Raw genomic sequence first — 22,730 nt, 5'->3', positions numbered from 1 at the left:
TAATCCATATGTCATGGAAAACCAAGCGGCTTCTGGAAATAAATTCCGAGCAAACCGACGCCGGGGGCGATCGGTCGCGGGTCGGGCAGCTCTGGCAACGTGACGGGAGGTGGTCGTCAACGCCGTGAACCGGGCGGGAAGGCTGCGATGGGCCAGCAAGCCTCGCTCAACAGCGGAGGTACACCTCGCGCAGAACTCATTCGACTGGTTCACCAGCTACACTCACGAAAAGCCTTCGCTGCTGAGGCGGCCTTCGGCGGCAGCGTCGACCAAGGGAGATCGAGCCGTGTCCACCGTGAGCCCTCGCGCCCGGCGTGGTCCTGGCCGGCCACGCAATGGGGGAGCGCAAGGCGAGGGCTCCTCGCGCGATCAGATCATTCGCACGGCCAACGCGCTGTTCGCACAACGTGGCTTCGCGAACACGACCGTCACCGAAATAGCGACGGCCGCAGGACTGACCCAGTCGTCCTTCTACTACTACTTCAAGAGCAAAGAAGAAATCCTGCACTCAACTTTGGCGTTGAATCGCCAAGCGCTCGAAGTCGCCGCGCAACTCGAGGCTGACGAGAAGAGCGCAGCCACAAAGCTTTTCACGCTCCTGCGCTACGACACCCTTCAGTTGTGCTTGTCGCCTTTCGATTTCAACGACATCGAACGGACAGCCCAGGTGCAGATCGACGACTTCGCCGATTTTTGGCTCGATTACCGGGCGCTGTATGACCACGTAGAACGACACATCCGCGAGGGTGTTGCCGATCGCAGCTTCATTCCGTGTGACCCGTCGATGACGGCCTACGCCGCACTCAGCCTGAACGAAGGTCTGCAAAAGCGGTTCCACCAACAACTGCTGCACGCACAACGAAGCGAAGAGTTTCTTCCCCGCGAGATCGCCTCGGCCGAGGAGTTCGCCTTGGTCAGCGCGTCGACCACGCTGGCGTCACTGCTCCGCGACCGCAGGCAATTGGACAAACTCCGTAGGCCGTTTCTCGACGGCAGGGAGGACGCTCCAGGGTCGCCGAACATCGCGGTATAACGCGTCAGGTACCCGGTGAAGTGGGCTCCGCAGCACCGATACCGGGCGCCCGACACGATCGCGAGAAAGCGAGAAAGGCATCTAACTTGTTGTGCAACGGCGGCACCGTCTGCATTGAGAGTCGCGGAGCCATTCCGGCTCAAAGCCCAGAAGTCGCATGTTCGAGCGCGGCAGGGTTTTCCTCCTACTGGGAAAATTATTACGTGTCTTTGCCCTACTGCTGTTGATCGCTGATCAGCGACCACGCGCCGAACCGATCCGCGGGTACCGTTGCCGGGGGTTGTTCGGCTCGAAGGGGATCGTGAAACGCTTTCATGTGCAGGTGTCTCGTGCTGGCGCCTTCTGGTCAGCACCGTGCCCGCAGGCAAGGGAGAGGCGCGCGTGCTCGGTATCGCCGACCTGTTGGTCTTAGAGCAGACCCTCGGGCGGTACCAGCTGGGTGAGATCTCGCGGATCGAGAACGTGCTCCGAAGCGAGCAGCGTTCGCGGTCGTTCCGCACCAAGGACTCTACTGAGGTCACGCAGGTCGACTAGACCCAGACGACGACCGACAAAGAGCAGGATTTGTCGATCGACGAGCGGTTTCAGCTCCAGACGGAATCCCAAACCGTCATCAATAACACGGCGAGCAAGGCTGCCGGATTGACGATTCACGCGTCGTATGGCCCCTCGGTTGACGCGACGGCGACCTACAACACGTCGAGCAGCTCCTCGACCCAGCAGTCGAACCAGACCTCCTCCGCCTACGCCCGGGAGGTGACCAGTAAGGCCGTGCAGCGTGTCCAGACGCAGACACTGACCAGCCGGACGGTGACCACGCTGCACGTGGCCACTGAGGTCAACCGGCACGGCTTCGACAACACGGATGGCACAGACGACATCGTCGGCGTCTACCGATTCGTCGACAAGATCTACGAAGCGCAGATCGTCAACTACGGCAAGCGGCTGATGCTGGAATTCATCGTCCCTGAGCCGTCCGCGTTCCTGCGCTATGCGATGACCAACCGGCCGATCGACAGCGTGACGGCGAACAATCCGGACCCGCCGGGCTACTGCCAGGCTGACGGCGCGACGTTCACCGCGTTGCAACCGAGCGACATCACCAGCGACAACTACATGTTCTGGGCGGGCAAGTTCGGCGCCCAGGATGTCACCTCACCGCCACCCACAGTCGTCCTCGCCCAGGGGGTGAAGAAGGCGCCGGACTCGATGCCGACCGTAGGCGATGCACTCCTGGGGTCGGACACATTCGACATCCCCGTCACCGACGGGTACCTAGCCCAGAAGGCGTTCGTGAACATCTACGGCGAAACGCAGGTGGGCATCCACCAAGTCATTGTGCAGATGCAGGATCAGCAGGTGACCTACGTCGAGCCCGATCAGGACCAGCTCGTGCCACTGGACCTGCTGCCCACCTCGACGGTGTCAGTCACGGTCAACTCGCTGCGCTTCCACAACTGGGAGGTGCTGGTCACGATCTTCTGCACCCGCTCAGACGAGAAGTACCACGACTGGCAGCTGAAGACCTTCGGGTCGATCATGAACGCCTACGACGACCTCAAGAGCGCATATGACGAGGCCGTCCGCGAGGCCAAGCTGCAGGCCGCCGACCCGACGGGTAGCGCTGCGAACCCCGAGTCCAAGGTGATCATGCAGCAAGTAGAGCTCAAAAAGGGCTGCATCTCGCTCATGACCGGGCAGCGGTTCGACCTATTCGACGCCGTCAACCGCAACGTCGCGCCGTTCGGTTACCCGGAGATCGACTTCGTCGAGGCTAAGGCAGAGGGGGCGTACATCGCTGCCTTTGAGCAGAGCTTCGAATGGAACAACATGGTCTACCTCTACTACCCGTATTGTTGGGGCAAGAAAATCGACTGGCCGACCATCACTCAATTCAATGACCCCGACCCGGTCTTCCAACAGTTCCTGCAAGCCGGCGCCGCGCGCGTCCAGGTGCCGGTGCGCCCGGGCTTTGAGGCCGGGGTGCTGACCTATCTCTCGACTGGCGCGCTGTGGAACACCGACGGCACTCTGGTCAACGCCGACGACATCGGCGTCGATGCGCAGACGCTGTCGATCATCGACAAGTTGCGCAGCCAAACAGGCAACAACAACGCCGACGGTGTGGGGGTCATCTCGGTCACCAAGGATTCCGCAGATGTGACCGGCCGCGGCACCCTGTTCACCGGCGCGGACGTCAACCGGCGGATCATCATCGCCGGCGCGATGTACGTCATCAAGTTGGTGGCCGGCGCTGAAGCGATCACTCTCGCAGCGCCCTACGCGGGAGAGTCCGCTGCCGAGATCGGCTACGCCACCGGCGGTGTTCTGGTGGGGCAGCCCTGGGAGGTCAGAATGCCCACGAACCTTGTGAAGCTCGACCACACGCTGCAGTTCAGCTGATCGCATTGCCGGCGCAGGCAGAGGCGGCCCATGGGCGATCCATCCGACTCCGACGGATCCAGCGCCGACAGCGCGCTGACCTTCGACGACAATCCCGCCGACTACGACCCGGCCGAAAGTGGCAGTGCCGACAGCGACTGCATGGCGGTGGTCTGGCCCCGATCCGATGCGTTGAGCAAGCTGTTGACCGAGCGGCATTCTCCCACCGACGATGACCGCGACGCGCTCGAGGCGTCGCTGATCATGCAGCTACCGACGCTCTACCTGTACTGGCAGATGAACCTGTTCCAGCAACAAATGCGGTCGGGAGCGACAAGGAATCGGCAGATCAGCCTCTACATCATCCTGTTCCCCGGTGAGGCGCGGGATAACACCGGCATCAAGGACCTCAACGACAACGTCATCGGCCAGTGGTGGAACGGCCAATACCTCCAAAAGCGCTACGACGCGGTCCAGGCAGTCTTCGACGAGCACACCCCCGACGGCTCCGCGGTCGCCGCCCAGAGCTACAAAACCGCTTTCGTCATGACCTACGCCCGAGAGCGGAAGGACTTCGTCGCGAAGCTCCGCGACCTCGATGCGGCGCTGCAGGCGGCCCTGATCGACATTCTCGATCAGGCGGCCGCGGACACGTCCACCACGCAGAAGCAGAAGGCCGCGATCAAGAAGCTGCGGACGGTACTGGATAAGTCGGGCTACCGGTTCGACATCTTCTTCGGGCTGCGGACCCTCGCCCCGCAAGGGAAGTCGATCCTCACCAACGTCTACCTGTTGGTGACCGAGGCGATGAAGGGAGCCGCGATCGCACGCTACGCGGCTAAGGCGCCATCGTTGAAAACCCGTGCCGCGCGGCAGCTAGCTGCCCGGGCGGGCATCTCCACCGACCCGAAGAAGCTCGATCCGCGAGGCAAGGCGTATGACTGGAATGTCTATCTGCGCGCCTCGAACCTCGCCGAGATCATCAAGGACGCCGTCGTCAAGGGCAACATCGGGGGCACCGTGATGGAGCTCAACGCGATCTACGTGAACACAGTCTGGACCTTCGCCTACCTCAAGTACAAAAACCTCTTCTGGGGCAACCCGAAGTGATCCGCGACGTGCGGAAAAAGAAGCTGGAGCGGGCCCCGCTGAGCCACGGGAACGTCACCTACACGTTTGCGGCGCCGAAGGACGCGCTCGAACTCTGGCTGGTGATCCTCAACATGCTCGACTTCGTCAAGGGATTTGAGTCCTCGGAATTCGATAACAAGCTGACCGTCTACCACGACCGTGCGCTGCGTGCGTTCCTTCAACTCGGCCACGCGTCGGCCACGCTCGACTGGGACAATCTGCAGTACGTGCTTACCCACGACTAGCGGCAGAGCGCCCCGATCGCGGTGCTAGGCACAGCGTGCGAGTACCAGTTCTACTGCACCGTCTCGGATTACGCGCAGCGGATCTTCTACAGCCTCGACATTCGGGACATGGGCGTCGATCTGATGCTGCTGTATGAGTATTCCAATCGGCAGGTCGGTCACAACAAGTACAGCGATTCGGACCTGATGGGGGAAACGTTCCGCGCCACCGACCCGATCGATGCCCGCAGGCGCGCAACGTACGACCTGGTGGTAGCCGTTTTCCGAAAACACCACGACCAGCTCATCCGCAACCCCGGAACAGCCTCCAGCGTCGCACGCCGGTACTTCGGCGGGGACGCTGGCGGCACCGTGCGGTCGTCCAGCTTGGTCAGCTTTTGCAGGCAAGCTCGGCTCCTTCGAGCAGAGCGTACAGATCATGCTGGGCGGCGACGAGGTCTACATCGGGGCGCATCCGTTGTTCGCGGCCTCCACGCCAATGATTATCGCTGACCTCGCCGCGGCCACGTTCGACCCTGGTCGGCAGCTGGACCTACGAGCCTCGGTCGCCTTCTCCGATGCGCTGTCCGTCGGGCCCGACAAGCAGCGCGCGGAAAACCAGCGATCTCATCAGGAGGCGATGAAGCATGCCGACGTGGCCGCCGGCACCCTCAAGCAGCTGGAACGTACGGGCCGCCGCATCGCTCGACTGATCGATCGGCACAACTCGGAAAGGCACTTCCGGTGCAAGTGTCCCACAGGTTCACCGCGTCGTCGGCGGTCTTCGATGATGCCCATCTCGTGTCGTGTGCAGGGTTGGTGCCGGTGATGACACTGGCCACCCAGACCGGGCTGTCAAGGCTGCTGGCCGACAAGGTTCGCATCGCCGAACCGCGAATTAAATCCGGGTCGGCAAACCCGGCGCCGAAGCTGACGACGCTGATCGCCGGGATGTGCGCCGGCGCTGACGGTATCGACGACCTCGATATCGTGCGCTCGGGCGGGATGAAGACGTTGTTCGACGGTGTGTACGCACCCTCGACCATCGGAACCCTATTGCGGGAGTTCACCTTCGGCCATGCCCGACAACTCGAATCAGTTCTGCGGGAGCACCTGGCCGAACTGTACCGACGCGTCGATCTGTTGCCCGGCGCCGAAGAGCGGGTGTTCATCGACGTCGATTCACTGTTGCGCCCGGTCTACGGCCACGCCAAACAGGGCGCCTCCTACGGACACACCAAGATCGCCGGGAAACAGATCCTGCGCAAAGGCCTCTCGCCACTGATCACAACGATCAGCACCGCCACCGCCGCCCCGGTGATCACCGGGGCACGGCTGCGCGCAGGCAAGACCAACTCCGGCAAGGGCGCAGCCCGCATGATCGCCCAGGCCGTGGCGACCGCCCGCGGCGCCGGGGTCACCGGCCAGATCCTGGTCCGCGGTGATTCCGCCTACGGCAACAGCACCGTCGTGGCAGCCTGCCGCCGTGCCGGCGCACGGTTCTCACTCGTGCTCACCAAATCGACCACCGTCGCTGCGGCAATCGCCTCGATTCCCGACGATGCCTGGACCCCGGTCAAATACCCCGGCGCCGTCCGCGATCCTGACACCGGCGCATGGATCTCTGACGCCGAAGTCGCCGAAACCACCTATACCGCTTTTGGTTCCACCAACCATCCGGTCACCGCCCGGCTGATCGTGCGCCGCGTCAAAGACGCCCGCTACCCAGATGCACTATTCCCGGTGTGGCGGTATCACCCGTTCTTCACCGACACCGACGAACCCGTCGACACCGCCGACATCACCCACCGCCGCCACGCCATCATCGAGACCGTGTTCGCCGACCTCATCGACGGACCCCTGGCCCACATGCCCTCAGGACGCCTCGGGCCGAACTCGGCCTGGATCCTGTGCGCCGCGATCGCCCACAACCTGCTGCACGCCGCCGGCATCCGCGCCGGCGGCGCCCACGCAGTCGCACGAGGATCAACGTTGCGGCGGCGCCTCATCACCATCCCCGCCCGACTGGCCCGCCCCCAACGCCGGCCGATCCTGCACCTACCACAGCATTGGCCGTGGGCACAGCACTGGCTCACACTGTGGCGCAACACCATCGGATACAGCCCACCTGCACCCACATCAACCTGATCATCTGCCGAAAGGCCCAACCGGAGCACACAGGAAAAGCTGGAGCAGACCAGCCGATACCACCTGCTCACCGCCAAAGTCGACCATCAACAGCCACCCCCAGCACAGCCACCCAATCCATCAGTGGATCGAGGCTTAGGGAAGTGCGATTCGAAGTGCCTTGCTGATCTCCGCCATGGTCGATGGCGACAAGGTGCCCAACGATTCGGTCAGCTCATCGTGGTACAGCTGCACGATGTCATCGACCAAGACGAAGCCCACCAGCGGATCAGCCGCGGTCAACGGCACGACCGTGGGGACGTGCGCGTGCTTGCTCGTAGTCGTAATCCGTGCCGCGAGAACGGTATCGAGGTTTCTGTTCCGCGAGTTGTTGCTCAGGATGACCCATGGCTTCGTGCCATGCCCGAGGTCCACCCGGTACGCCTGGCTGCGTAGCGCGCGGCTCACTGACGCCCCTGGCCCCGGCGCGCATAGCGGTCCCGCGCGGTCCGGCGCTCAGCGTTGGACGGTTCGCTGTTGAACTCGGTAGCCAGCTCGGCGTAGCCGGCGTCGAGGACATGTTCCTGGAGGGCCTCGGCGCCCGCCTGGAGCAGCGCCCTCAACGCCGCGGCTTCCGACTTGATGTCGTCGACATCGCGCTGGCTGGCCCAGTGTCGCAACACCTCGTACGCCGGCGATCCCTGATTCAGGTACGGGGCTATCACGGCCTCGTCAGAGTCGCCGAGGATGAGGCTCACACGCTTACTCATGGTGTACATTTTACACCACTATCAAGCGTATAGGTAAGCGTAATTCTCGGCTCAGATGTGCCGTATAGGCGGGCCAGCGGAGTCGTTGGTTGGCGAGCGGTTGCGCGGCGCTGTCGGGCACCGCGGCGACAATGGTCTGATGAGTGATGACGTTGGCGGTTTGTCCGTTCGGCAGGGGCCGCGCAAGCGAGCCGGCGATGTGCGCGTCGCTGATTTCACCTTGTTGGTACGCGTCGAGGGGCGGCCCGCCGCGGTGCGGGTCTTTACCGATGATGAGGCCGACGAGGCTGCCCAGTACGCGGCAAGTACCGGGGGAGTGGTTGTGCCGCTGCCGCTTTCACCGCCAGCTGGGTATGTACGCGGACCCGATGGTTCTCTGCTACCGGAGGGGGCGGCTGGGGCTTCGCCGCCAGCATGAGCCCGGCCCCGTCAGGGTGATTCGTCGCGAGGGTGTCGGCCCTCGGAGGCCAGCGCGTCGAGGTAGGCGTCGTGGTAGCGGGTGATCGAGAGTCGCTCGGAGGTGAATTGCTCCAGGACGCCGGTGATGAGTGGTTGGCCTCGGAGCGAGGATCCCATTCGGTCGTAGGGCCAGTGGCCGAAACTCATCATGTCGATGCCGAGTGTCTGCTGCGGGTATTCGCGGGCCTCGGTGATGTCGTTTCGGACCGCCTCCAGCTCGGTCTCCAGGCGACGGAGTGCGGACGCGGCACGGCGGAGATGGCGGTCGCGCTGCTCTTTGAGCAGGTTGACGCATTCCGTCCATGTCGGGATGGTGTCGCGAGGGAAGTAGACGTGGCCGGCTTTGCCGCGCACAACCTGGGGGAGCAGCCCGTCTGCGGCCAGCATCTTGAGGACGTCGGCCGGAATCCCGCACAGCTCGGCGGCTTCCGACAGCTTCGCCAGTTGCGGCTCACTCACCCGCCTGGTCCGTTCCCGCGGGCGTGCGTGCTGAATTCTTGCGTGGTGTGGAGCGTTTCGCAGGTGTGCGCGCAGTCGGAGCTGCGAGTTGGCCACGTAACGCCTCAGTAGCCGCCGATGCTACTGCGAGAGCTTCGGTGAGCGCCTGCACCCGATCGTCGGCATTGCGCTGCGCCTGTGCGAGCTGTTCCGCGTGCGCCTGGCGAAGAACATCGCGCTCGGCGACGGTCTCCTCTCGAAGCCGTTCCAGGGCGGTGCGGTCATGTTCAGCGGACCGGCGGGCACTATCGGCCTCGGCGCGACTCGTGGCTAGCTCCACGCGAAGTGTTGCCGCTTCGGCGACCGCCTGCTGCGTAGCTTCATGAGCAGCGTCGATCTCGACTTGCATCCGCTGGCGTGTGTCGTCCATCTCCCTGCGTGCGGCGTCGACCTCGCGGCGGAGCTGGGCTGCGGTATCCCGCTCGCGTGCCGCTTCCGCATCGGACGCGCGCTGCGCGGAGAGCGCTGCTGCGGCCTCCATCCGGGCCGCTGACGCCTGCTGCCTCGCGTCCTCCACGGCCGCGTCACGCTGCGCTAGACGATCCGCGTTCTCCGCGGCTGCGTGGGCTACCTGCTGTTCGGCACTGGTCACTGCAGCGTCTGTTTCGGACCGCATCGCTGCGAGCTGGACTTGGGTTTCCTCCCGCACCCGCGCTAGCTCGGCAGCGGATTCCTCAGCGAGTACGTCCGCTTCTTCCCGGTCACGCTCAGCTTGCTCGGCCCGAGCCTCTGCGAGGCGGGCAGTGCGCTCGGCCGCAGCAGTACGACGCTCGGCTTCGGTGATCTTGCTCAATGCGTCACGATGCGCGTCTTCGACCTCCGCGCCGGCAGCTTCGAGGTCGCGGGCAGCCTGGACCACCGATGCCAGTTCGCCGAGGTAGGTTCGCATGTCATCAAGACGGCCGGGCAATTCGGCCAGCCGTTGATCAAGGGTCGCACGCGCCATCGACACGGGCGCCGCCGTCCCGGGCTCTTCCTGCAGCGTTACCACGCTCTGATGATTCGCTCGGCGGGCCTTGAAAGCCGACGCGCGATTATGCACCGGCCCACCGCCCTCATCGGACTGCTCGCAGTAGCGCGACGGCCGTCCAGTAGCCGGGTCCGGGCGCCGCGGCCGCGTGCATCTGGGATAGCTGCAGTGGTCCCGGTCGAGGATCTCCGCGGTATCGCTCTCGTCCATGCGACCGATATAGTCGTTTCGTCGCCATTGCGACATAACAAAACAAAACGAAACAAAATCCGGTGACGAAACAAAAGTCCGGAGCGTGGCGCGCTCGTTGGGGCTGACAGCCCGTGAGCGGCACCCGGGGGGGCCGGGACGCGTGACCTTCCCCCCGTTCGACCCCGATCCCGGAACCTAGGTGGGAGGACTGAATCCGCGACTACCTGATAGCGCCGGACTGGGGGCCATGGTGTCCGGAACTACCTGACACCGGCGGACACCTCAGCGACCTTCCATGGCGCCCATGGGGGTCTCGCGCAGCTAGCGACTCAGAGGTAACTACGGGGGAAGTTCTGGGAGTTCAGGTGAGCTCCAACATCAAGCCGGGCTGATAGGTCGCTCAGGCATAGGGAACGGCAGGGTGAATTCGGAGAACCACCGCAAAGGGTGCAAATTGACGCCGCCCGCCAGTGACTCGGTGGCCTCCGGCGGCAGATCGTAGAGCGTCAGTACGTCGTGATCCTGAAAGAGGACCTCGGACAACTCATCCCATGATCCGCGGCGGACCTGGCGTGGGCGGGCGGCGGCCTGGGCCCGTCGCAGGACGAGGCGCAGAACCATTTCTTCGCCCGTACACCGGGGAATGGGCGCCCCCCAGAGGCGGGTGTCGGCTGCCAAGCGGTCGGCGGCAGCGGCCAGTTGGTAGCGCCACAGCCGCGACTGCCCGAAGGTGACCGAAGGCAGCGTCGCAAGCACATCGAGCTGGCTGCTATTGACCGGGGTGACCGGACCTGAGCCAAGGGTATCGGCGTCAGATCGGATGGCGGCGGCAATCTCGTCGGCCGCGTTAGCGATGAGGGTTGCTTGCCGAGAGGAGATTAGCTCGACGATCTCGCTGTACTCATCGCCGTTCTCCATCAAGGCCAATTCCTCGTCGTCAGCAGCGCGTGTTCCCCACCGGTCTTCGCCGCTGGCAGCGTCCGTGTCCCCGGGGGTTCGGTAGTCGAGCGAGGTGTAGGGATCGACGCCAGCGGACGTTGCCACCAATTCGTCGTTGTCTCCAACGAAGTAGGTCAGCTCGACGGTCAGAATCTGCCACTCAGGGGCAGTCTCCCGATGGCGGTTCAGTACTGCCCGATAGTCATGGCGCGCATAGGCGTCAACGGCTGCCTGATCTTCGTCGAGACCACATTCGATACCGAGCCGAGCGGCGGCTTTGAGGGCGGCAGCTTCGTCGGGGTAGGCCCAAAGGTCCAGACGGCGGTATCCGCTGTAGCCGCGGTGCGCCACAGTCCAGATTCCCGGGCCGCGCGCCCACTCGTGCACCCGGCTGTCCTCCCGCCCCGAGAAGCCTTCGGCGACGATCACGTTATGAATGAACGCTGCGCCAGCGGTCCTAGGAGTTGAATCGGCGGCGGTGGCATGATCGCCGTCCAGATAGCCGGCATCGTGTAGGGCGGCATCGAGTATCTGCTCATACGAGCAGCCAATCTGGACCGCTGCTGATTTCAGGTTCTGTTGCGTTGGAAGAGAGCGTATTTCGCCAACCCGCCATTGCCGCAGCGCCTGACGGCTGATCCCTATCCTGTCCGCCAGGCCGCCGATGCTAGCGCTGTGGCGGCGCAGGTACTCATCGATGAGGCGGCCAAGATGGCTGGTTGCCGGGGAGGTCACGAATGTCAGTCTCCTCGTGCGCAACCTATGGCAAGTGTAAGGTTCCATTTTTGGAAACCGCTACTTTACATAATCTCGTTATCGGCAAAATCAGTTGCGGCGCAGCACTATTCACGGCCGCGTCCTTAAGCAGCTGCCAGAGTTGCCAACAAGGTGCGTGAGCCGGACAAGAAGTGCCCGATGTCGGCGCGGTAGCGTCACGGCGGTGATCAACTCGGGTCGATGGCGTGTGCCAAGAGCGTGCCGGCCATGGAATGGACCCGGCGGCCACCGACAGTAGCAACCGTCCGGCACGAATGGTGCCCGGCAGCGATCCAGTGAAATTTCAGGTGTTCTCTACTCCCGTCACGTCCCCCGGTCGACCACACTGCATATGCTGCGGGTCCGCGGCGTTATTTCGTCACAGTGACAAATTGAGGATGCGGGCCGCTGCACGGAGTGTGGTTGCATCCGGCGGAGCATCCTACTTTTGGTAGGATGATTAGTATGGCGAAAGACAAGGTGTCGATCACACTCGATCAGGACGTGCTGGCAAAGGCCGATGCCGACGCCAAAGCCGCTGGGCTCAACCGGTCCGAATTGGTTGAGCAGGCTTTGCGCCACGAGCACCTTCGGATCGCGCTCAAGAGCTACACATCGACGACCGTCCCCGCGCTGAGCATCGACGATTACGCGCAGAGGATCTACCAGGCGAATCGGGCCTCGGGTCTGTGATCGCTCCCGGTGACATCGCGCCACGTCGCGATACCAGCCATGAGGTCTATGTTGTCGTGCTGTCTAACTCGATTCACCTGGCAGCCGATACCGGCCGAGTCATTACCTGCCCTTTTATTCCAGGCGAAATCCCCGACGCTGCAATGGCGTTGGTCGTTCGAGTCGAACACCCCGAAGGCGTGGCGCTACCCGAGCTTGTTCAGTGGCTTCCCGTAGCAGCACTGGACGAGCCGATCGGCAACATCGGGACGAACGCGCTAGGTGACACAGCGTCTCTCGTAACAGCCCTCGTCACCTGACCGATACGTGTATCCACGTTCGGTGATAATGCCCCAGAGCCAACGAGAACGGAAACATTGTGGACCTTGCCGACTACCTGCGCACACCGGAGGTGGCGCGGCGAGGGGTCGCTGAGCTGGGTTTGCCGGTGTTGCACTTCGAAAGCCTCGACGCTGCGACGGTCAGTTGGTGTCGAGATTGGCGCACCGAGGTGCGGATGACCGATCTGGCTGCTGAGGTGTCCGCACCCCCGGCGGTGGCGGTCGGTGCGGTGGACTTCATGCTGGTACAGCTGGGCGAAGCGCGCTGGCCGGTCGCCGAGCGCCTGACGGAACTCGGCATTCGGGAGGCCGCGTTCGCAGCGCTGTTTGACCGAGGAGAACTCGAACCCAAACTCGACGAACACGACGAGTTCTGCGACGGTATGCCGATCTTCACCACTCTGCTTGTGCTGGACGCGATCGTTGACGACCTCATGCCGGCTTCCCGGCTGCGGCCCTGGGCGGTGGCCGAGGTCATCGATACGATGCTGCCAACACACTCGGGCATGGCGGTGGCTTCTGCCCTAGGTAGTGCCGGCCGGCCTGGTCGTCAGCTAGTGTCGGCGGACCGGCTCGACCGCGACTGGCTCGACGTAGGCCTCACGGGGATTCCCGGCCATCCGGCCCTGGTCGGTCGGGCGACAATGTTCACTTACCTTGGCGATGCGCGTGCCGCGTTAGCCGGCGTCGCCGACGAGGTATTCACCGTTCGCGCTGGCCGTTAAACGGTTCGCATTCAGTTCTGCTGCTACGGATTTCATCATCCTCAGGCCAGCACCTCAGAGGTGCGTAGTCCTTCTCGCTCACGCTGCGCGATCACCCAGGGAATCGCCCGGAGGGCGCCAAAAATGAAGATAGCGAATATGCACAAGATCCCGGTCCATAGCGCCATCTCGTCGCGCAGCTATACCGCGCCGAGGGTCATCCACAGATTCTGATCATTGCTCTTGACGCCAACCGCCTGCTCGGAGTGCACCAGCTTCGCCCCCGCACGAGCAGGCTGAATGCCAATGTAGCTGTGCGGGTTGACGAATCGCGTCATGTAATAGACAGACTGGTACTCCATATTCAACGTCGAAAAGCTGCTATAGCCCAGCCAAACGAACATCGCGTCATAGAACGCGATCGAATCGTCGTAGTCCAACACCGCGAACTCGACGTGATGAACACCGCGCCAGCGCATCATGCCCCCTCAGGCCGCAAAGTACTACAGACGGTAGTACAGAACACGCTCTCAGTGAAGCCCTTCAAGCCTGACGCGAAACCACTACAGGAGCGCAGCCGGGGCCAAAATTCGTGCACAACAGTGAGGCCAAATCACTTGACGAAACCCAGATGGCCGTTGATGGCCCAAGTCGCTACCTCCATCCGAGCAGCCCTGCGCTGCAGCGAGTGTCGTCTACTTGGCCTCGTGCCTGGATGTCCTAGCGCCGCCATGATCTAGGTGGGCAAAGGCTGATTGGTCAACTCCTGCACGATTTCTGCCCGCCGCGACTGGTACTTCTCGAGCGACGCCATTTTGAGGCTTTCATATCCCCGCACCAGATCGGGTAGCCCCGCCAGCTCGAGAACGGCGTCGTAGGTCGCGGGCGAGAGCGCGGTCATGGCAGTAGCCATGGCTTCGGTGTAGTCCTCGATCAGTCGGCGCTCCTCTCGCCGGACACCGTCGTATCCGAAGATGTCAAGGCGTGTACCGCGCAAGGTTCGTAACCGATACAAGATCTGCAATGCCGGCTTGGCCCACCAGGCTTGCAGCCGGATCTTGTTCTTCAATCCCATGGCACGCAGCAGCGGCGGATGCAGCAGGATTGAGTAGGTCGCGCCGTCACCGAACTCGTCGCGGATCTGGCTCGCGAGGATGGGGTCGAGGTGCAGTCGTGCCACCTCGTACTCGTCCTTATAGGCCATGACTTTGAACAGATGTCGTGCGAACGCTTCGGTGATCGCTGTGCTGTCGCCTATTGCCGCTGTCTCCAACCTTCGGATGTCGTCCACGTGATGGGCGTACCGCGCGGCCCATGTGTCGTCTTGATAGGCCGTAAGTTCGTCCACCCTGCGCTGGATGAGAGCATCCAGGGTGCTGGGAGCTGCTGGGGAGGTGTCCACCGCGGAGCCGCCGTCGGCGATGTGCTGACGTCCGAGCCGGAATGCTGCGAGGTTGCGCTCGACCTGGACACCGTTGAGATCTAGCGCCCACTCCACGTTTTCGGGGGAGAGCGGAATTATGCCGGCCTGCACGGCGACACCGAGCAGGAAAATGTTGTCGTATTGGTCTTCGTCCAGAGCTGCGGCCCCGGTCACGGCGTGAGCGTCTACGAAGATATTCTCGGGGCGGGTACCTGACCACTCGATGCGGGCAGTCAGATCGTTGATCGCCGGAAAGAGTGTGGTCGTATCGGTTACCATCTGGCCGGTCGGGGTGATGGAGGTCGACACCACTGCGTAGGTGCGGTCCGGAGCCATCACTGCCAGGTTCGTCTCGGTCGCGGCTACCAGGATGTCGCATCCCAGATAGAGATCACAGCCACCTGGTCCAATTTTGTTGGTGCCAGATATCTTTGACTTCGACATGCGGATATCGGATACGACCGCCCCACCTTTTTGGGCCAGACCGAGTTGGTCGAGTCCCTTGACCTGGAGCCCGGCATGCGATGCGGCGGCGGCAATCACCTGCGCCACGGTCACCACGCCGGTGCCGCCGACGCCCGTGATGCGCATCGAGAAGTCCTCAGCCGTGACGAGCGGCTGAGGCGCGGGCAGTTTCGGCGTCGCCTGTGGTTCGCGTTTTGGTTTTGTTGCCGCGGATGACTGTCGGCGGAAGCGCTTCCGCGATGTCTTCCGCGGAAGGACCTCGATGAAGGAGGGGCAGTCACCTTTGAGACAGGAGAAGTCCAAATTGCAGGAGGCTTGGTGAATTTCGGTCTTTCGGCCGAATTCTGTTTCGGTCGGGCGCACCGACAGGCAGCCCGACTTGTCGCCGCAGTCGCCGCACCCCTCGCACACGCGCTCGTTGATGAAGATGCGACGGTTGGGTGACTCGACAATTCCTCGCTTGCGCTTGCGGCGCAGTTCGGTGGCGCACTCCTGCTGGTGGATCAGTACTGTCACGCCGGCAGTTTGGGCCAGCTCTTCCTGCACCGTGACTATCTCGTCACGGTGACGGATCGACACTCGCGCAGGCAGACGACGGCCAAACGCGCGACGGCTCTGTTTCGGTTGGTCGCTGGTGATGGCGATATGTGCGACACCTTCGGCCAGGAGTTCAGCGACGATCTGCGGGACGGCCATCTTGCCGATCGCCTGTTGACCACCGGTCATGGCGACGGCGTCGTTGTAGAGCAGCTTGTAAGTGATGTGGGCGCCGCTGGCAACGGCGGCGCGAATGGCCAGTGAGCCCGAGTGGTGGTAGGTGCCGTCGCCGAGGTTCTGGAACAGGTGATCACGCGTGACGAATGGAGCCATGCCGATCCAGGCAGCTCCTTCGCCGCCCATTTGAGTGTGCCCGATCGAGTCGCCGATCCGGTCCTCGGGCATGAAGGCAACCAGGGCGTGGCACCCGATGCCCGCACCTACCAACGAGCCGTCAGGAACCTTGGTGGAGCTGTTGTGCGGGCAACCGGAACAGAAAGAGGGACGGCGGGGCAGAATCGGGAGGAGGGTCGGTACCCGCCGCGCGGTCTGTCGCTCAAGCCATTCGGTTACAGAGGTGAGTCCCCCGTGGTCGCGGATGCGCGGGGCCAGTCTCGTGGCGATGTAGTCAGCGGGGAGGTCCCCGTCAGCTCGGAAGAGTTCGCGGCTGTGCTCGTCTCGCTTGCCGACTATGCGCGGCGCCTCGGGCCGCCCGTAGAGCATGTCCTTGAGGGCGAGCTCGATGAAAGCCTTCTTTTCTTCAACGACGATGATGTCGCGCAGGCCTGCGCTGAACGTGTCGATGATGCCCGGTTCGAGAGGGTGGATCATTCCCAACTTCAGGATCTTGACACCGCTGTCGGCGAGGGCGGCGTCGGTGATGCCAATGTCTGAAAGTGCCTGCCGAACATCGAGATAGGTGGCCCCAGCACACACGATCCCGAGCGTTGCCGCCTGATCGCCAGTGATCTGGTTGAGGTGATTGGCTGCGGCATAACGTCGTGCGAGCTCCAGGCGTTGGCGGACCTGTGTCGACTCGAGCTTACTGAGGGTGGGCTGCAGCAGGTGTCCCGTCGGTTCGTGCTCGAAAAACTCGCCATCGAAGGAGGTGTCGGGAGCTACAGGACGGACCCGGGCAGGGTCGAGGCGCACCGTGCCGGAACCGTCGACGACGTTGGTCGCCAGCTTCACGGCAACCCACAATCCGGACGCCCGCGACATCGCGATGCCGTGCAGGCCCAGATCGAGGATGTCCTGTGGATCTGCTGGGGACAGACACGGCATCCCAAGCTCGGCAATGGCCGTTTCCGAACTGCTCGGCACCGTCGATGACTTCGCTATAGAGTCGTCGCCTACCAGGGCGAGGACCCCGCCGCTTCGGTGCGTTCCGCCCAGGTTGCTGTGTCGAATGGCGTCGGTCGCGCGGTCCAGGCCCGGTGCCTTGCCGTACCAGATGCCGACGACACCATCTCCGATTCGGTCCGGCGACGCGGAGGCAATCTGGGTCCCTTGGACCGCATTGGCAGCCAACTCCTCGTTGACGCCGGGCTGAAAGACAACGCGGTGCTCGACAAGACGCTTCTTCTGCCGGGACAGCTGCAGGTCGAGCCCAGCGAGGGGCGATCCTTCGTATCCGGAGACAAAGACGGCGACATCACGACCGTTCTGTTGGTCGAGTCGTCGCTGGTCCAGAGGCAGTCGGACGAGCGCTTGAATGCCGGAAAGGTGCACTTCCCCGTCGATCAGATCGTAGCGGTCATCGAGCCGGTTACCACTGGCAACGGAGGGACCGCCAGCGGTTGCGTGCATCGTCATGAGGAATCCTTCACTGCGCAGTTCTGGGGCTTATCCCTACTATGTGTGATCGGGGGCACGGATAGCTACGGGCATCAACCAGTATTCAGCGTCTAGGAGCGCAAGTGATTAGTGACAATCACGAGTCGGCGATCGAGGGCTGGCAGGCGGTGGAACGCACCTTGGAGGCCATGGTGGACGAGGTGTCCGTAATCGCCGAGACCGTGACGACATCCATCCGCAGCGCCCAGCCCGTGTACGTGGTCATCCCGGAACCGGAACACCGCGCCGCTGTCGCGCTGCAGGTGCTCAACCGACTGCACGCGCTTTCCGAGCAACGAGCACTCAGCTCGTCCGAGCTCGCAGCGGCCACGGATCTGGCTGCTGAGCGGGCCGCGGGTGGGGTACCTATCGATGCGTTGATCGCGGCTTATCAGGTAGCCGATGCCGAGATCTGGCGGATCCTTGTCGGTCGATCAACACCACCGATGATTCCGCTGTTGCCCCGAATCGGCACACTGATGTTCGAGGCGATCCGCGAAACGACCGCGGTGATGGCTGGCGCGCATAGTCGGGTTGCCCGAGCCATCGACGGCGATAGAATCACTTTGGCGCACCAGTTTCTGGAGTGCCTGGAGGATCCCGAGCAACGAGCGGCGGCATCGGTCATCGCAGCGCGGCTACGGCTGGAACCGCGAGGCAATTTCGTCGGGCTGGTCTGGCTGCCCGCGCCGGGCGTCACGAAGCTTTCGGCGCATCGGAGCGTGGTGACGCTACCGCCGCACCTCGCCGCCGATGTGGTGAGTCGAACGGTGGCGGGCGGTCGACAGGAGATGGTCGCGCAGGCGGGGAGGCTCCTGGAAATTGTGACCCAAGGACCGACCGGGGAAATGCTGGCTGGGCGTTGGGGAATCGGATTGGCGCGCCACGGCTTGGCTGGCGCAGCCGAGAGCCTCAGCGATGCTCGCCTAGCGTTCGGCTGCACATCCACCCACCGCCCGGTTCGCATCTTCGAACGCGACTGGCACGAGGCGATCCTGCTGGCTGAACGGGATCGGCTCCAGGCGTTGTTAGCGCCCGTGGTGGAGGTGGCCAAGGCCAATCCCCATCTGGCTGAGACGGTGATGGCCTTCGCGGCGGCAGACATGTCTATCGCGGCGGCGGCGCTGGCCGTCCACTTGCACGCCAACAGCGTCACCTACCGGCTCGACCGCTGGTCTCAGCTCACCAGGCTGGAAGTACGTTCATTCATCGGGCTCTGGCAGTCAGTCATCGCCTGCCGCCTCGTCGCCGTCAATGAACCCAGACAGGAATCTGTTGGGGGATAGCAACGCCGAAGCGGGATTTGTTAAATTTTGCCGGTCCGCTAAGCCCTGAATGCCTCCACCGAGCACATCTGACCGCGGTGTGCGGCGCGACTCGTCGACACCGCGCAGCAAAAGGCAAAAGTGACCGCCATGTGAGCCGGGAGGTCAATGTGATGAGTCACAGCGCGTCGCTCCCGCCGCCGGTGTGCATTTTGCGTAGTACAGCCGGGTTCGGTTGTCTGGACCGCTTAGCGTGTGATGCCCTGCACAAGCATTCTGCGTAAGTGTGGCGTTCAACTCTGAGACTCGCCACTAACCCGTGACGCCCTAGGAGTGACCATGACCACCTTCGAATCCAGCGATGATGCCGCGCCCGCTGTCGACTCGTATGAGGACTCAGCACTCGCCGCTATCGCAGCGAAAGTGCTTTGGTTGTCGACGGCGATGATCCATCACGCCAATCGTGTGCGCCCCAACCCCAGTGGTCTGAAGGTGGGTGGGCATCAAGCGTCCTCGGCCTCCATGGTGGAAATCATGACCTCGCTGTACTTCGAGCACCTGCGGTCCGGGGATCGAGTGTCCGTCAAACCCCACGCCTCACCGGTGCTGCACAGCATCAATTATCTCCTCGGGTCGTTGGACGAGAAGTACATGACCACGTTGCGTGACTTCGGCGGCCTGCAAAGCTACCCCAGCCGGTCCAAAGACCCTGACCCCGTGGACTATTCGACCGGCTCAGTCGGAATCGGCGCAACAGCGCCGATCTGGGGCGCGTTCGCGCGCCGCTACATCGACACGGTCTTTGGTGGCGCCGGCACCGGACGGCAGTACTCGCTGCTCGGCGATGCCGAACTCGACGAAGGTGCGGTGTGGGAAGCCGTGCTGGATCCGTCTGTGCGTGAGCTCGGAGAGATCGTCTGGATCGTCGACCTCAACCGCCAGTCCCTGGACCGGGTGGTGCCCCACATCTCCAGCGATCGGCTGCACGACATGTTTCACGCAGCAGGCTGGCAGGTTCTCACAGTCAAGTTCGGGCGACTGCTCGAAGAACTCTTCACAAGAGCCGGTGGCGAACAGTTGCGCGATCGTATCCTCACCATGCCCAACGCGGAGTATCAACGACTCTTGCGCTGCGACGCAGCGCAATTGCGCACACGGCTTCCCGGCGATGGCGACCACGCAGCAGCCGTTACCGAACTCATCCGCGACCTCGAAGACGACACCCTAATCCGTGCCATCGGTAACCTCGGCGGTCACGACCTGACAACGCTTCGCGAGGCCTTCGCCCAGATCGACGACACCCGCCCCACGGTGATCATCGCCTACACCGTCAAAGGCCGTGGCTTGCCTATTCAAGGGCATCCACAGAACCACTCGTCGCTGCTGACCACCGAACAATTCGCAGAGCTGGCCGCCGCCCACGGAGAAGATTCCGAGCATCCGTTCCGCCGCTTCGCCGACGCCAGCGCGCCCGGGGGGCTCTGCCGCCAAGCCGCTGCACGGCTGCACCGCGAGCCATCAGCTGCCGCTGCGCTGCCTTCGGTGCCGACCGACATCGGACGCACCCCAACAGCAGTCGCCAACACTCAAAGCGCACTGGGCCGGACCCTACTCGATTTAACCCGGCAGGCGCCCGAGGTGGCGCGACGCGTCATCACCGTCAGCCCCGACGTCAGCTCCAGCACCAACTTGGCCGGCTGGCTCAACAAAGCCGGGGTGTGGTCACCGACCGAGCGGCGCAACTGGTTCGACGACGACGCCGAGACGATCATGCACTGGCGAGAACGCCCTACCGGTCAACACATGGAACTGGGCATCGCCGAAACCAACCTCGTCGGCCTGATTGGCGAGCTTGGCGCCACGTGGAGCCGCTGGGGACAACCTTTGTTCCCGATCGGCGTCCTCTACGACCCCTTCGTCGAACGAGCCCTGGAACCCTGGTCCTACGGTATCTACGCCGGTGGGCAATCCATCCTCGTTGGCACGCCGTCAGGAGTCACCTTGGCCGCTGAAGGCGGTGCACACCAGTCGATCAAGACACCCTCAATCGGGCTCGAACAGCCCGGGTGCATCAGCTACGAACCGGCGTTCGCCACCGAGGTGGAATGGATCCTGCTGGACGGCATCAACCGACTCGGCCGACCCGACGGCACCTCCTCCTACCTCCGCCTGTCCACCAGACCGGTCCAGCAGGCGCTGGCGCAGGTGCCCGAAGACCCAGCCGCCAGAGAACGCCGCCGCCGCCACGTCTTGGCCGGGGCATACACGCTCCGGCCCGCAAGTACCCCGGCGGTCTGCATCGTCACCATGGGCGCCCTGGCCACCGAAGCCATCGAGGCCGCTGACCGGCTCGCCGAAATGGGTGTCACCGCCGAGGTGATCTGCGTGACAAGTCCCGGCCAGCTCTACCGCGCCGTCCAAGGACGCGATGGCCTCAGCACGGCGCCGTCGTGGATCCTCGATCAAGTCTTTCCCGCTGAGCGCGCGACCCCAATGGTCACCGTGCTCGACGGCCATCCACACACCCTCGCGTTCCTGGCCACGATCAACCACGTGCGGTGTAAGTCGCTCGGCGTCAGCAACTTCGGGCAGGTGGGTGACCTGGAGGCCGTGTACCGCTACCACGGCATCGACACCGACAGCATCGTGCGTGCCTCGCTCGATGTCGCCAACTAAGACTGGAGAAAATGATGAGCGAAACACACGTCACGATCACCCTGCCCAGCCTCGGCGAAGATGTCACCGAAGCCACCATCACCCGCTGGCTCGTCAGCGTCGGCGACCCCGTCGATGCCGAGGACCCCCTCGTCGAAGTCGCCACCGACAAAGTCGACACCGAAATTCCGTCACCGCATGCCGGCACCCTGGTGGAGATACTTGCCCAGGAGGACGACACCATCGACGTCGGAGCCGATATAGCCATCATCGCTCTTGCGCAGACAGCGCCTCAGGAACCCGCCACGCCGGTCAACGCTCCTCCCGCGGCACCCGCCACACCGGTCAACGCTCCGCCCGCGGCACCCGCCACACCCGTGAACGCGACGACAGCCGCCCCGCCGCCAGAAGCTGTCCACGCGCCCGCGCCCGCGCCCGCGAGCACGAACCCGGGCCCAGCACCCACCCCCACCGTCGCGGAATCGGCAGGAGGCACCCAATCCGTACAGCGACTGCCCAGAATTCGGCAGGTCATCGCCGCCCGCATGATGCAGTCCCTGCAGACCTCAGCACAACTGACCTCCGTCGTCGAGGTCGACGTCACCGGCATCAAACAACTTCGCGCGCAACTCAAAACATCGTTCCACGAACAGACTGGCGTCAAATTGTCCTTCCTGCCGTTCTTCGCCAAGGCGGCCGTCGAAGCCCTCGACACTCACCCGCTGCTCGGAGCCACCGTGAACGCCGAGTGCACCGAAATCACCTACCCCGCAGGCGTAGACCTCGGCATCGCCGTCGATAGCCCCAAAGGTCTGATGGTTCCGGTCATCCGTGACGCGCACCAGCGCAGCATCGCCGACCTCGCGACCGACATTGCCGCACTTGCCGAACAGGTACGTGCTGGGTCCATCAGTCCCGATGCACTCGTCGGTGGCTCCTTCACCATCACCAACACTGGCAGCCGCGGCGCCCTGTTCGATACCCCCATCCTCAACTCCCCCCAATCGGGAATTCTGGGCACCGGAGCCGTCGTCGAGCGCGTCGTGCCGAGGCCCGACAGTGCCGGCGAACTCACCATCGGGGTGCGCGCCATGGTCTACCTAGCCTTGACCTACGATCACCGCGTCGTCGACGGAGCAGACGCCGCCCGCTTCCTGGCCACCATCAAAACTCGGCTCGAAGGCGGATTCAGCACCGACGAAGTGCTTGCCACCCACGCGAGACGCGCATGAGCAGCACCACCTCACCAGCTGACGGGTCCCGTCAGCTGACGGGGCTGCCCGCGACACCCCGGCCGCGCCATAGACAAGCGTCCGATCCCAAAGGATGAGCGGCAATGTGGCCATCTCGT

The 22,730-nt window shown here is 63.5% G+C and carries 21 protein-coding genes and 1 pseudogene; 15 read left to right on the top strand and 7 right to left on the bottom strand.

The window, feature by feature from the left end:
• The first annotated feature begins 286 nt into the window (after nucleotides 1-286).
• From K0O64_RS21165 to K0O64_RS21130, 8 genes are all read left to right on the top strand, one after another.
• The gene (locus K0O64_RS21165) at nucleotides 287-1,033 is read left to right on the top strand and encodes a TetR/AcrR family transcriptional regulator (protein ID WP_164520121.1); all 747 of its coding nucleotides are present in this window, start codon (nucleotides 287-289) and stop codon (nucleotides 1,031-1,033) included.
• Between the two features lie 354 nt (nucleotides 1,034-1,387).
• The gene (locus tag K0O64_RS21160; protein ID WP_096312012.1) at nucleotides 1,388-1,567 is read left to right on the top strand and encodes a hypothetical protein; all 180 of its coding nucleotides are present in this window, start codon (nucleotides 1,388-1,390) and stop codon (nucleotides 1,565-1,567) included.
• 30 nt (nucleotides 1,568-1,597) lie between these two features.
• Complete coding sequence (locus K0O64_RS21155) at nucleotides 1,598-3,436, top strand: hypothetical protein (RefSeq protein ID WP_220045734.1); 1,839 nt, start codon at nucleotides 1,598-1,600, stop codon at nucleotides 3,434-3,436.
• Nucleotides 3,437-3,466: 30 nt separating this feature from the next.
• Nucleotides 3,467-4,525, top strand: coding sequence for a hypothetical protein (locus K0O64_RS21150; protein ID WP_071942658.1), 1,059 nt, complete (start codon nucleotides 3,467-3,469; stop codon nucleotides 4,523-4,525).
• An 8-nt stretch (nucleotides 4,526-4,533) separates the two neighbouring features.
• Nucleotides 4,534-4,791, top strand: coding sequence for a hypothetical protein (locus K0O64_RS21145; protein WP_125477476.1), 258 nt, complete (start codon nucleotides 4,534-4,536; stop codon nucleotides 4,789-4,791).
• Between the two features lie 108 nt (nucleotides 4,792-4,899).
• Nucleotides 4,900-5,283, top strand: a complete 384-nt coding sequence (locus K0O64_RS21140) for a hypothetical protein (protein ID WP_125477475.1) — start codon at nucleotides 4,900-4,902, stop codon at nucleotides 5,281-5,283.
• Nucleotides 5,210-5,599 (top strand): hypothetical protein, encoded by a 390-nt coding sequence (locus K0O64_RS21135; RefSeq protein ID WP_220046548.1) that lies wholly within the window; start codon nucleotides 5,210-5,212, stop codon nucleotides 5,597-5,599. The genes K0O64_RS21140 and K0O64_RS21135 overlap by 74 nt, the downstream gene beginning before the upstream one ends.
• On the top strand, nucleotides 5,515-6,918 hold the full coding sequence (locus K0O64_RS21130) for an IS1380 family transposase (protein ID WP_096312009.1): 1,404 nt from the start codon (nucleotides 5,515-5,517) through the stop codon (nucleotides 6,916-6,918). Before K0O64_RS21135 ends, K0O64_RS21130 begins: the two co-directional genes overlap by 85 nt.
• 135 nt (nucleotides 6,919-7,053) lie before the next feature.
• Here the strand turns inward: K0O64_RS21130 and K0O64_RS21125 are convergent, their stop codons facing one another.
• Nucleotides 7,054-7,365 carry a type II toxin-antitoxin system PemK/MazF family toxin gene (locus K0O64_RS21125; RefSeq protein ID WP_096312008.1) on the bottom strand — a complete coding sequence of 104 codons (312 nt, stop codon included), beginning with the start codon at nucleotides 7,363-7,365 and terminating at the stop codon, nucleotides 7,054-7,056.
• Nucleotides 7,362-7,667, bottom strand: a complete 306-nt coding sequence (locus K0O64_RS21120; RefSeq protein ID WP_096312965.1) for a hypothetical protein — start codon at nucleotides 7,665-7,667, stop codon at nucleotides 7,362-7,364. The genes K0O64_RS21125 and K0O64_RS21120 overlap by 4 nt, the downstream gene beginning before the upstream one ends.
• 139 nt (nucleotides 7,668-7,806) lie before the next feature.
• On the opposite strand from K0O64_RS21120, the gene K0O64_RS21115 reads away from it, so the two are divergent.
• Nucleotides 7,807-8,085 carry a hypothetical protein gene (locus tag K0O64_RS21115; RefSeq protein ID WP_096312964.1) on the top strand — a complete coding sequence of 93 codons (279 nt, stop codon included), beginning with the start codon at nucleotides 7,807-7,809 and terminating at the stop codon, nucleotides 8,083-8,085.
• 11 nt (nucleotides 8,086-8,096) lie between these two features.
• Here K0O64_RS21115 and K0O64_RS21110 read toward each other — a convergent pair whose 3' ends face one another.
• The 3 genes from K0O64_RS21110 to K0O64_RS21100 form a co-directional block, all read right to left on the bottom strand.
• A complete protein-coding gene (locus K0O64_RS21110) occupies nucleotides 8,097-8,585 on the bottom strand; it encodes a MerR family transcriptional regulator (protein WP_096312007.1) in 489 nt (162 codons plus the stop codon).
• Nucleotides 8,578-9,804, bottom strand: coding sequence for a coiled-coil domain-containing protein (locus K0O64_RS21105; protein WP_225933505.1), 1,227 nt, complete (start codon nucleotides 9,802-9,804; stop codon nucleotides 8,578-8,580). The genes K0O64_RS21110 and K0O64_RS21105 overlap by 8 nt, the downstream gene beginning before the upstream one ends.
• Before the next feature lie 360 nt (nucleotides 9,805-10,164).
• Entirely contained in the window at nucleotides 10,165-11,460 is a 1,296-nt protein-coding gene (locus tag K0O64_RS21100; protein ID WP_174714139.1) for a helix-turn-helix domain-containing protein, read from the bottom strand.
• A 486-nt stretch (nucleotides 11,461-11,946) separates the two neighbouring features.
• Between K0O64_RS21100 and K0O64_RS21095 the strand changes: the two genes are divergently transcribed.
• The 3 genes from K0O64_RS21095 (at nucleotide 11,947) to K0O64_RS21085 (ending at nucleotide 13,219) form a co-directional block, all read left to right on the top strand.
• On the top strand, nucleotides 11,947-12,174 hold the full coding sequence (locus tag K0O64_RS21095) for a type II toxin-antitoxin system CcdA family antitoxin (RefSeq protein ID WP_096312006.1): 228 nt from the start codon (nucleotides 11,947-11,949) through the stop codon (nucleotides 12,172-12,174).
• On the top strand, nucleotides 12,171-12,473 hold the full coding sequence (locus K0O64_RS21090) for a toxin (protein ID WP_071942669.1): 303 nt from the start codon (nucleotides 12,171-12,173) through the stop codon (nucleotides 12,471-12,473). The genes K0O64_RS21095 and K0O64_RS21090 overlap by 4 nt, the downstream gene beginning before the upstream one ends.
• Nucleotides 12,474-12,670: 197 nt before the next feature.
• Nucleotides 12,671-13,219 (top strand): hypothetical protein, encoded by a 549-nt coding sequence (locus K0O64_RS21085; protein WP_225933504.1) that lies wholly within the window; start codon nucleotides 12,671-12,673, stop codon nucleotides 13,217-13,219.
• Nucleotides 13,220-13,419: 200 nt separating this feature from the next.
• Here K0O64_RS21085 and K0O64_RS21080 read toward each other — a convergent pair.
• A pseudogene (locus tag K0O64_RS21080) lies at nucleotides 13,420-13,677 on the bottom strand (VOC family protein); the annotation flags it as partial.
• 257 nt (nucleotides 13,678-13,934) lie between these two features.
• A complete protein-coding gene (locus K0O64_RS21075) occupies nucleotides 13,935-17,438 on the bottom strand; it encodes an indolepyruvate ferredoxin oxidoreductase family protein (RefSeq protein WP_198044356.1) in 3,504 nt (1,167 codons plus the stop codon).
• 104 nt (nucleotides 17,439-17,542) lie between these two features.
• Here K0O64_RS21075 and K0O64_RS21070 point away from each other — a divergent pair, with 104 nt between their 5' ends.
• From K0O64_RS21070 to K0O64_RS21060, 3 genes are all read left to right on the top strand, one after another.
• A complete protein-coding gene (locus tag K0O64_RS21070; protein ID WP_071942673.1) occupies nucleotides 17,543-18,745 on the top strand; it encodes an RsbRD N-terminal domain-containing protein in 1,203 nt (400 codons plus the stop codon).
• Between the two features lie 318 nt (nucleotides 18,746-19,063).
• Nucleotides 19,064-21,400: a thiamine pyrophosphate-binding protein gene (locus K0O64_RS21065; protein WP_071949673.1), complete on the top strand. Its 2,337-nt coding sequence runs from the start codon at nucleotides 19,064-19,066 to the stop codon at nucleotides 21,398-21,400.
• 14 nt (nucleotides 21,401-21,414) lie between these two features.
• Nucleotides 21,415-22,611, top strand: coding sequence for a 2-oxo acid dehydrogenase subunit E2 (locus tag K0O64_RS21060; protein WP_083542881.1), 1,197 nt, complete (start codon nucleotides 21,415-21,417; stop codon nucleotides 22,609-22,611).
• Nucleotides 22,612-22,730: the final 119 nt, after the last annotated feature.

The sequence above is a fragment of the Mycolicibacterium pallens genome, from assembly GCF_019456675.1.
Lineage (GTDB): Bacteria > Actinomycetota > Actinomycetes > Mycobacteriales > Mycobacteriaceae > Mycobacterium > Mycobacterium crocinum.
Note: the sequence above shows the minus strand (reverse complement) of the source record. Positions and strands in the feature narration are given on the sequence as shown.

Coding starts and splice junctions, on each gene's coding strand:
- K0O64_RS21150 (WP_071942658.1), top strand. CDS start 3,467: ATGGGCGATCCATCCGACTCCGACGGATCCAGCGCCGACAGCGCGCTG.
- K0O64_RS21085 (WP_225933504.1), top strand. CDS start 12,671: ATGACCGATCTGGCTGCTGAGGTGTCCGCACCCCCGGCGGTGGCGGTC.
- K0O64_RS21060 (WP_083542881.1), top strand. CDS start 21,415: ATGAGCGAAACACACGTCACGATCACCCTGCCCAGCCTCGGCGAAGAT.
- K0O64_RS21105 (WP_225933505.1), bottom strand. CDS start 9,804: ATGGACGAGAGCGATACCGCGGAGATCCTCGACCGGGACCACTGCAGC.
- K0O64_RS21135 (WP_220046548.1), top strand. CDS start 5,210: ATGCTGGGCGGCGACGAGGTCTACATCGGGGCGCATCCGTTGTTCGCG.
- K0O64_RS21095 (WP_096312006.1), top strand. CDS start 11,947: ATGGCGAAAGACAAGGTGTCGATCACACTCGATCAGGACGTGCTGGCA.
- K0O64_RS21115 (WP_096312964.1), top strand. CDS start 7,807: ATGAGTGATGACGTTGGCGGTTTGTCCGTTCGGCAGGGGCCGCGCAAG.
- K0O64_RS21075 (WP_198044356.1), bottom strand. CDS start 17,438: ATGACGATGCACGCAACCGCTGGCGGTCCCTCCGTTGCCAGTGGTAAC.
- K0O64_RS21120 (WP_096312965.1), bottom strand. CDS start 7,667: ATGAGTAAGCGTGTGAGCCTCATCCTCGGCGACTCTGACGAGGCCGTG.
- K0O64_RS21065 (WP_071949673.1), top strand. CDS start 19,064: ATGACCACCTTCGAATCCAGCGATGATGCCGCGCCCGCTGTCGACTCG.
- K0O64_RS21140 (WP_125477475.1), top strand. CDS start 4,900: ATGGGCGTCGATCTGATGCTGCTGTATGAGTATTCCAATCGGCAGGTC.